The sequence below is a fragment of the Nonomuraea sp. NPDC001684 genome, from assembly GCF_053596515.1.
In genome coordinates, this window is sequence record NZ_JBSFGJ010000457.1 from 1 (window position 1) to 7,314 (window position 7,314).

9 protein-coding genes and 1 pseudogene are annotated in these 7,314 nt (G+C 73.7%); 6 read left to right on the plus strand and 4 right to left on the minus strand.

What is annotated here, in order from left to right:
• Nucleotides 1–433 (minus strand): annotated as a pseudogene (locus ACWCSD_RS43635) (glycogen debranching enzyme); the annotation flags it as partial.
• Nucleotides 434–466: 33 nt separating this feature from the next.
• Nucleotides 467–892 carry an OsmC family protein gene (locus tag ACWCSD_RS43640; protein ID WP_352363790.1) on the minus strand — a complete coding sequence of 142 codons (426 nt, stop codon included), beginning with the start codon at nucleotides 890–892 and terminating at the stop codon, nucleotides 467–469.
• A gap of 158 nt (nucleotides 893–1,050) precedes the next feature.
• On the opposite strand from ACWCSD_RS43640, the gene ACWCSD_RS43645 reads away from it, so the two are divergent.
• From ACWCSD_RS43645 to ACWCSD_RS43655, 3 genes are all read left to right on the plus strand, one after another.
• Complete coding sequence (locus ACWCSD_RS43645; RefSeq protein ID WP_358284805.1) at nucleotides 1,051–1,602, plus strand: sigma-70 family RNA polymerase sigma factor; 552 nt, start codon at nucleotides 1,051–1,053, stop codon at nucleotides 1,600–1,602.
• A complete protein-coding gene (locus ACWCSD_RS43650; protein ID WP_449924072.1) occupies nucleotides 1,602–2,492 on the plus strand; it encodes a maleylpyruvate isomerase family mycothiol-dependent enzyme in 891 nt (296 codons plus the stop codon). The genes ACWCSD_RS43645 and ACWCSD_RS43650 overlap by 1 nt, the downstream gene beginning before the upstream one ends.
• Before the next feature lie 173 nt (nucleotides 2,493–2,665).
• Complete coding sequence (locus tag ACWCSD_RS43655) at nucleotides 2,666–3,436, plus strand: SigB/SigF/SigG family RNA polymerase sigma factor (protein ID WP_397163630.1); 771 nt, start codon at nucleotides 2,666–2,668, stop codon at nucleotides 3,434–3,436.
• An 86-nt stretch (nucleotides 3,437–3,522) separates the two neighbouring features.
• Here the strand turns inward: ACWCSD_RS43655 and ACWCSD_RS43660 are convergent, their stop codons facing one another.
• Nucleotides 3,523–4,869 carry an ankyrin repeat domain-containing protein gene (locus ACWCSD_RS43660; RefSeq protein WP_358284811.1) on the minus strand — a complete coding sequence of 449 codons (1,347 nt, stop codon included), beginning with the start codon at nucleotides 4,867–4,869 and terminating at the stop codon, nucleotides 3,523–3,525.
• 145 nt (nucleotides 4,870–5,014) lie between these two features.
• Between ACWCSD_RS43660 and ACWCSD_RS43665 the strand changes: the two genes are divergently transcribed.
• The 3 genes from ACWCSD_RS43665 to ACWCSD_RS43675 all read left to right on the plus strand — a co-directional run bounded on the left by ACWCSD_RS43665 (nucleotide 5,015) and on the right by ACWCSD_RS43675 (nucleotide 7,043).
• Entirely contained in the window at nucleotides 5,015–5,767 is a 753-nt protein-coding gene (locus ACWCSD_RS43665; RefSeq protein ID WP_387664110.1) for a DUF1707 SHOCT-like domain-containing protein, read from the plus strand.
• Between the two features lie 71 nt (nucleotides 5,768–5,838).
• Nucleotides 5,839–6,339 (plus strand): SigE family RNA polymerase sigma factor, encoded by a 501-nt coding sequence (locus ACWCSD_RS43670; RefSeq protein ID WP_352363802.1) that lies wholly within the window; start codon nucleotides 5,839–5,841, stop codon nucleotides 6,337–6,339.
• A gap of 2 nt (nucleotides 6,340–6,341) precedes the next feature.
• Nucleotides 6,342–7,043: a hypothetical protein gene (locus tag ACWCSD_RS43675; protein ID WP_449924077.1), complete on the plus strand. Its 702-nt coding sequence runs from the start codon at nucleotides 6,342–6,344 to the stop codon at nucleotides 7,041–7,043.
• A gap of 47 nt (nucleotides 7,044–7,090) precedes the next feature.
• On the opposite strand, the gene ACWCSD_RS43680 is transcribed toward ACWCSD_RS43675, so the two are convergent.
• On the minus strand, nucleotides 7,091–7,314 hold a 224-nt coding region (locus ACWCSD_RS43680), incomplete at its 5' end, for a CbiX/SirB N-terminal domain-containing protein (protein WP_449924080.1).

A 7,314-nucleotide genomic window follows, 5' to 3' on the forward strand; every position in this document is an offset into this window, starting at 1 on the left:
CGTTGCCCCACTCGAAGAACGGGTTGATCACCACGTTCTTCGGCATGTACGGGGCGCTGTCCTCCCTGTTGCGCACCGACGGATCGGTGAAGTAGTAGGGGAACAGCGCCTCGTTCCAGGTCAGCTCACCGTCGATGGCCTTGGCGTAGGGGTCGAGCAGCAGCTTGGAGGGGTCGCAGCGACGCCCCTGCGACGGCTCGTACGGCCCGTGGACGCGGTAGCCGTACCGCTGGCCCGGCTGGATCCCCGGCAGGTAGCCGTGCCAGACGAAGCCGTCGACCTCCGGGAGCGGCACCCGCTCCTCGCTGTCGTCGTCGTGAAAAAGGCACAGCTCGACCCGCTCGGCGACCTCGGAGAACACGGCAAAGCTGGTGCCGACGCCGTCCCAGGTGCCGCCGAGTGGATAGGGTTCGCCCGGCCAGACCTCGCGCATGTGACCCAATTGTCGCACGCGAATGCGTTCCTGTTAGAGGAGTTCGGCTTTCAGGGTGATCGTGGTGCCCGCCAACGCCTTGCTGACCGGGCAGTTCGCCTTGGCGGTCGCGGCGGCCTCCTGGAACTGCTCGGCCGAGATGCCCGGAACGTGCCCCTGCACGGTGAGCACGATGCCCGTGATGCCCTCGCCCGGCTGGAACGTCACGTCCGCGCTCGTGCGCAGCGACTCCGGCGGCGTGCCGGCGCCGGCCAGGGCGTGCGACAGGGCCATGGAGAAGCAGGAGGAGTGGGCGGCGGCGATGAGCTCCTCGGGGGAGGTGCGGCCGCCGGGAGCCTCGGCCCTGGAGGGCCAGGAGACCTCGAACGTGCCCACGCCCGAGCTGTCGAGCGAGACGGTGCCCGAGCCGTCGAGCAGGGCGCCCTTCCATTGCGTGGTGGCGGTGCGGGTGGTGGCCATGGCGGGTGATCCCTCCGGTCGTCGTCCGTTCGACACTATCGCGGGGCCGCGGAGCGGGTGGCGGGGGGCGTTCGCCTCAACATTTCCGGCGAATGGTGACATGCTCGGGTCGCGGCGCACCCGCCCGCCTCGGTCCGGACCACGGGAGTGTGGTGCCAGTGGAGGCACCGTACGACGACCGCCTGCTGCACCAGCGGGTGGTCGGCGGCGACGAGTCGGCGCTGGGGGAGGTCTACGATCGGCTGTCCGCACTGATCTTCGGGCTCTCCTTACGGGTCACCAGGGACCGCGTGATCGCCGAGGACATCACGCAGGAGGTGTTCCTGGTGTTCTGGGAGCGCCCGCTGGCCTACGACCCCGGACGCGGCCCGCTGCGCGCCTGGCTGGCCACGATCGCCCACCGCCGCGCGGTCGACCACGTGCGCGCCGAGGAGCGCCGCCGGGTCTCCGCGCTCGGACCGAGGCTGTTCGAACGCGAGCCCGCCAGGCTGGAGGAGGCCGTGCTGGCCGCCGAGGAGGCCGAGCGCGTGCGGCAGGCGGTGACGTCGTTGCCCGAGGGGCTGCGCCGGCCGGTGGAGCTGGCCTACTTCGGCGGCCGGACGTACCGGCAGGTGAGCGAGGAGCTGGGCGTGCCCGAGGGCACGGCCAAGTCGCGCATCCGGCTGGCGTTGCGGCGCCTGGCCGACGCGCTGGCGGAGGAAGAAGCGTGATGGATCCTGTCGAGCGCCTGTATCTGGACACGTTGATGGAGGACCCGGCGGTGCCGGTCCGTTCCCTGCGCCCGCAGCTCCTGGCCGGCGCCAGGGCCCGCCGCCGCCCCGCGGCGCCGACCGCCGGCTGGGCGCTGCCGTACGCCGGCCGCGTCGCCGCCATGGACGCGCTGCTGGCCTCGGCCGCGGACGACGACTGGGCACGCGTCATCGTCGAGGGCTGGACGCTCCAGGAGCTCGTGGCCCACCTGGCCGCCAAGGACGGCCTGCTGGCCGCCTCCGTCGGCGCGCCCGTGCTCGGCCCGCCGCTGGCCGCCCGGGACGCGGCCGGCCGCACGGCGGACGTGCAGGCGTACGAGCGGGCCCGCAGCCCCGAGCAGACCAGGCGAGACTGGCGGGCCCAGGCCGACGCCCTCTGCCGCCACCTGGGCGGCCTCGACCCGGCCACCCCGGCCACGGTGGACGGCATGGAGACGGTCGTGCGCGACCACGTCCTGGCCAGGAGCCTGGAGACGTGGGTGCACGCCGCCGACGCCGCCACGGCGGCCGGGGTGCGCCTGCCCGACCCGGTGCCCGAGCACATCCGCCCCACGGCCGACCTGTGCGCCCGCCTGCTGCCCTGGACGATGCTGCTGTCCGGCCTGGACGGCTCCGGCCGCACCCTGCACCTCACGCTCACCGGCGCGGGCGGCGGCGACTGGCGCATCCCGCTCGGCGTCACCGACACCGCCCCGGGCACGCCGGACGCCCACCTGACGGCGGACGTGGTCGCGTTCTGCTTCCTGCTGGGCGGCAGGGGCGAGCCGGACGCCTTCCCCGCCGAGCTGACGGGCGACCTCGCGCTGGCCCGCGACGTCCTGACCACGGCTCCCGCCCTGTCGGGACCGTGAGCTGGTAAGCTGTGATCGATCTGTGACCTAATATAGGGTGATAAATCGGGATCCATAGGGAATCCTTTGATCCGAAGTCCAGCAGAGGGCTTCACTCACGTAGAAACGTGGCGTGCCTCTGCCTGGGCTTTTTCCATGGACGGGGCCGCCTTCGGGCATATGGAGCTACTCAGATGGCCGTCCTGGATATCGCACTCGACGAAATGACCGCCGAACAGCTTCTGGCTGAGATGAACAGGCCGGAAGCCTCGGACGAGCACAAGGCCCGCATCCGTGAGCGCGTCGTCACCATGTACGACTCCCTCGTCACCGAGGTCACCCGTCGCTACCGCCACCAGCGCGAGCCGATGGAGGACCTGCGCCAGGCCGCGTACGTCGGCCTGATGAAGGCCATCAACGGCTTCGACCCCGAGCTCGGCCACGAGTTCCGCGGCTACGCCATGATCACGATGGTCGGCGAGGTCAAGCGGCACTTCCGCGACCGCACCTGGGCCGTCAAGGTGCCGCGCGTCTACCAGGAGCGCCGGCTGGAGCTCAACAAGGCCACGGCCGACCTCACCCAGACGCTCGGCCACTCGCCCACCGTCTCCGAGCTCGCCGCGCACATGAACATCACCGAGGAGGACGTCCTGCTCACCCTGGACGCCTCCACCGCCTACAGCGCCCTGTCGCTGGACGCCCCCGTCGGCGGCGACAACGACGGCGCCGACCTCGGCGACTTCCTGCCCTCGCAGGACGAGTCGCTGGACACGCTGCTCGGCAAGTACTCTGTCAAGCCGCTCATCGACGCCCTGCCGTCGCGGGAGCGCAACATCCTGCTGATGCGCTTCTACGGCAACATGACCCAGTCGGAGATCGCCGCCGAGTTCGGCATCTCGCAGATGCACGTCTCCCGCATCCTGCGCGCCGTGCTGAACCAGCTCCGCGCCGCCCTGTCGGACTGACCGGGTGGGCGGGCGGCCCCTGCTCCAGGGCAAGAACCCGGCCCCCGGCGGCCCCGCCCAGCGGGCGGCCGCCGGGGGCGACAGGGTCACTCCCCGCCGATCCCCGTGACGAGGTCTCTGGCGTAGTCGTCGTCGCTCTCCTCCAGCACCCGCCTGACGCCCTGCTCGGCCCGCTCGTCGCCGCGCGCCGCGAGCCCCCGCGCCGCCTCGGCCACCGTGCGCAGGTCGGCGTCGGCCAGCCGGTCGGCCAGCGCCTCCCGGATGCGGGGCGTGTCCGCCGACAGCCCGGCCAGACCGGCCGTGGCCCAGTCGCGGATCTCGGCCTCCTCGTCCCGGGACATCTCGATGAGCAGCGACAGGCCCTCCTCGTGGTCGGCGGGCAGGACGTCGGCCAGCGCGATGGCGTCCGTCATCGTGCGCTTGTGGCCTGGCCGGCCGATGATGTCGAGCACGGCGGGCAGCGCGCGCGGGTCGCCCTGGTGGCCCAGCGCGGCCAGCACCGAGCGCAGCACCTGCGGGTTGCCCTCGGTGGTCACCATCTTCTGCAGCAGCGCCAGCGTGCGGTCGAGGTAGGGCTTCTCGCCGTCGGCGAACCCGAACTGGGCGATCGCGTCGACCCCGAACTCCCGCTCGCGCGCGTCCTCGCTCACGCACAGCCGGGACAGGGCCTCGTACGTCTCGTCGTCGGCCCGCCGGCCGAGCGAGTCGGCCACGATCCACCAGGTCTCGGCGTCCTCGTCGACGTCGCGGTGGGCGACGGCCCTGGCGACGAGCTGGTCGACGGGCGTGTGGACGCCCGCCGCGTCCTCCAGCACGGTCGCCACGGCGGCGTGGCCCCGCTGGGCCTGCACCTGCTCGGTCTGCGAGCCGTCGGGGGAGCGGCCGGCCACGGTGACCAGCTCGGTGCCGTCCTTGGCGTACTGGCGGCCGACGACGTACTCCCAGCCCTCCTGGGCGATCTGGTCGAGCAGCGCGGACTCCAGGTGCACGCCCACCCAGTCGGCCGCGATGTCGAGCGGGCTGTCGCCGTCGCCGTCGAACTTCTCGTGGTCGGCGCCCGCCTCCAGCAGCGTCTGGACCACGCCCAGCGCCCCGCGCCTGGCCGCCAGCGTGAGCGGCGTGTCGCCGTCGTCGTTGGCCGCGTCGACCTCGGCCCCGGCCTCGATCAGCACGCCCGCGGTCGCGGCGTGGCCGTTGGCGGCGGCCCAGAGCAGCGCCGTCCAGCCGCCGGCCTCGCGGCCGTTGACATCGGCCCCGGCCGCCAGCAGCGCCTCGGCGACCTCGACGCGGTCCCAGGCGGCGGCCGCGCAGAGCGGCAGCCCGGCCTCCTCGCCCTCGCTGGCCTTGTTGGGGTCGGCGCCGCCGGTGAGCAGCTTGCCCACGGTCTCGGTCTCGCCGTTCAACGCCGCGCGATAGAGCTGTTCCTCATGCATGACAGGACCCTAGCGTCTTCGCAGCCCTCGGTCGCCGGAGCACGCTGAGGGTCGGTCTGGAGGCCCCGGAACCCATCCAAGGGTGTACGGATGTTCCTCCCAGGGGAGGAGCCCCAACCGGCCCAAGACGCGATATGTTGCGTCTATGACAGATCCGGGTGAGGTGCGCGCGTCGGACGCCGAGCGCGAGGCCGTCGTGGAACAGCTCCGTGTCGCCTCGGTCGAGGGCCGGCTCACGCTCGCCGAGCTGACCGACCGTACCGAGGCCGCCTACACCGCGACCACGCACGCCGAGCTCGCCCTGCTCACCCAGGACCTGCCCGTGGGCGGCGGGCCCGCGCCCACGCCCGCCCCGGCCCGCGAGGGCGGCAAGCGGCGCTGGTTCGTCGGCATCATGGGCGACACCAAGCGGCGCGGCACCTGGCGCATCGACCAGGAGCTCGGCGCGGTCGCCGTCATGGGCGACGTGCTGCTCGACCTGCGCGAGGCCGAGGTGCGCACGGACGTGGTCGACGTCACGGCGGTGTCCGTGATGGGCGACGTCAAGATCATCGTGCCCGACGGCGTGAACGTCGACCTCGACGGCGTCGCCGTGATGGGCGACAAGAAGGTCGACGTGCTGGAGGCGGCCCCCGGCATGAACGTGCCGGTGATCCGGGTGCGCGCCTACGCCGTGATGGGCGACGTCAAGGTGCTCGGCGACTCCCGCGCCCAGCCGGTCAAGCGCGGCCTGGCCGCCTGGCGGGAGCACTGGCGGGCGCTGCACGGCGACGACTGGCGCGAGGTCGGCCGCCAGATGCGCGACGACGCCCGCGAGGTCGGCCGACAGATCCGCGACGAGCACCGCGCCCTGGAGCGCGAGCGCCGCGACCGCCGCCGCGACTACAGGGGTTACTGAGGCCGTGCAACGCGGGCGGGGGTCTTCGGCGTAGTGATCGGTGAACATCACCGGACAGTGAGGACCCCTCGATGCGGGATCGTGCCGACTTCGAGCGATACGTCGAGCAGCGCTCGGCCCGCCTGCTCAGGACGGCGTACCTGCTGTGCCGCGACTGGGCCACGGCCGAAGACCTGACGCAGACCGCGCTGGCCAGGGCCTGGCTGGCCTGGCGGCGGGTCGGCGCGAACCCCGACCCGTACGTCTACCGCATCCTGACCAACACGCACGCCTCCTGGTGGCGGCGGCGCTGGCGGGGCGAGGTGGCCACGGGCGAGCTCCCGGACCGTCCCCAGGAAGCGGACGACACGGCCGGGCTCGGCACCCGGGACGCGCTCAGGGCCGCCCTGGCCGCGCTCCCGGCCAAGCAGCGGGCCGTGGTCGTGCTGCGGTACTTCGAGGACCTGCCCGACGAGGCCATCGCCGAGATCGTGGGCTGTTCGGTGTCCACCGTACGCAGCCAGGCCAGCCGCGCGCTGGCCAAGCTGCGGCTCGACCCCGCGGCCAGGGCCGCGGCGGAGACGGGGAGCTGACGATGACGGAACAGCGCCTGCATGACCTGCGCGACCTGCTCGAACACGACACCGCCGACGCGCCCCCTGGCGGGGTGCGGCTGGCCGACGTGGACGCCCGCGCCCGCCGCATCCGGCGGCGCCGGGGCCGGGCGGCGGCCTCGGTGGCGGCGGCGGCGGCCCTGACGGTCACGGCCGTCACGGTGCTCACCGTGGACGCCCGGCCCGTTCCCGTGTCCGCCCCCGCCGCCCGGGACGTGTGGGCCGGTTCCCTGGCCCAGCCCGCGCCGACGCGCGCCCAGCTCCGGCCGCCGCTCTTCCACGGCTACACCCAGGGCGGCAGGCGGGAGACGTTCACCTTCGAGTCGAAGGCCGGGAAGGTGTCCTTCGCCCTCACCTGCCCGTCGGGCAGCTACGGGCTGGTCTGGCTCAACGGCGAGCTGGCCGCCACCGGCGCGTGCGGGCCCACGGTCCGGCAGCCGCCCGGCTGGTTCGGCGACGCCACGGCCCGCGACGGCGTGAACGAGCTGAGCGCCGCCGTGGTGAAGGCCGCGGACGCGGGCACCGGCACGATGACCGCCGAGCGCGCCGACGAGCTGCTGGCCTGGACCGCCTCCTACCCCGCCGACTGGCGGCTGACGCTGGTGGACGCCCGCACCCGCGCGTGCCGGCCCGACGTGGTCAGCGTCGATCCGAGGACCGGCGCGATCACGGCCCGGTGCTGAGAGCCCGGTGCTGAGGGCCCGGTGCTGAGGGCCCGGTGCTGAGTGGCTCAGCCGGCCACGGGCAGGCGCTCGCGCAGGGCCGCCTCGTACCGCTCCAGCAGCACGTCCACCAGCTCGGGCGCCGGGCCGAGCACGTCGGCGCAGACGGCCGGGGCGGTGGCCCGGCGGATCCGGTCGGCGAAGAAGCCGGGAGCCAGCAGGTAGGGGGCGACGGCCACGCGCGGCGCGCCCGCCGCCCGAAGCCGCGCGACGGCCTCCCCGGGCGTCGGCC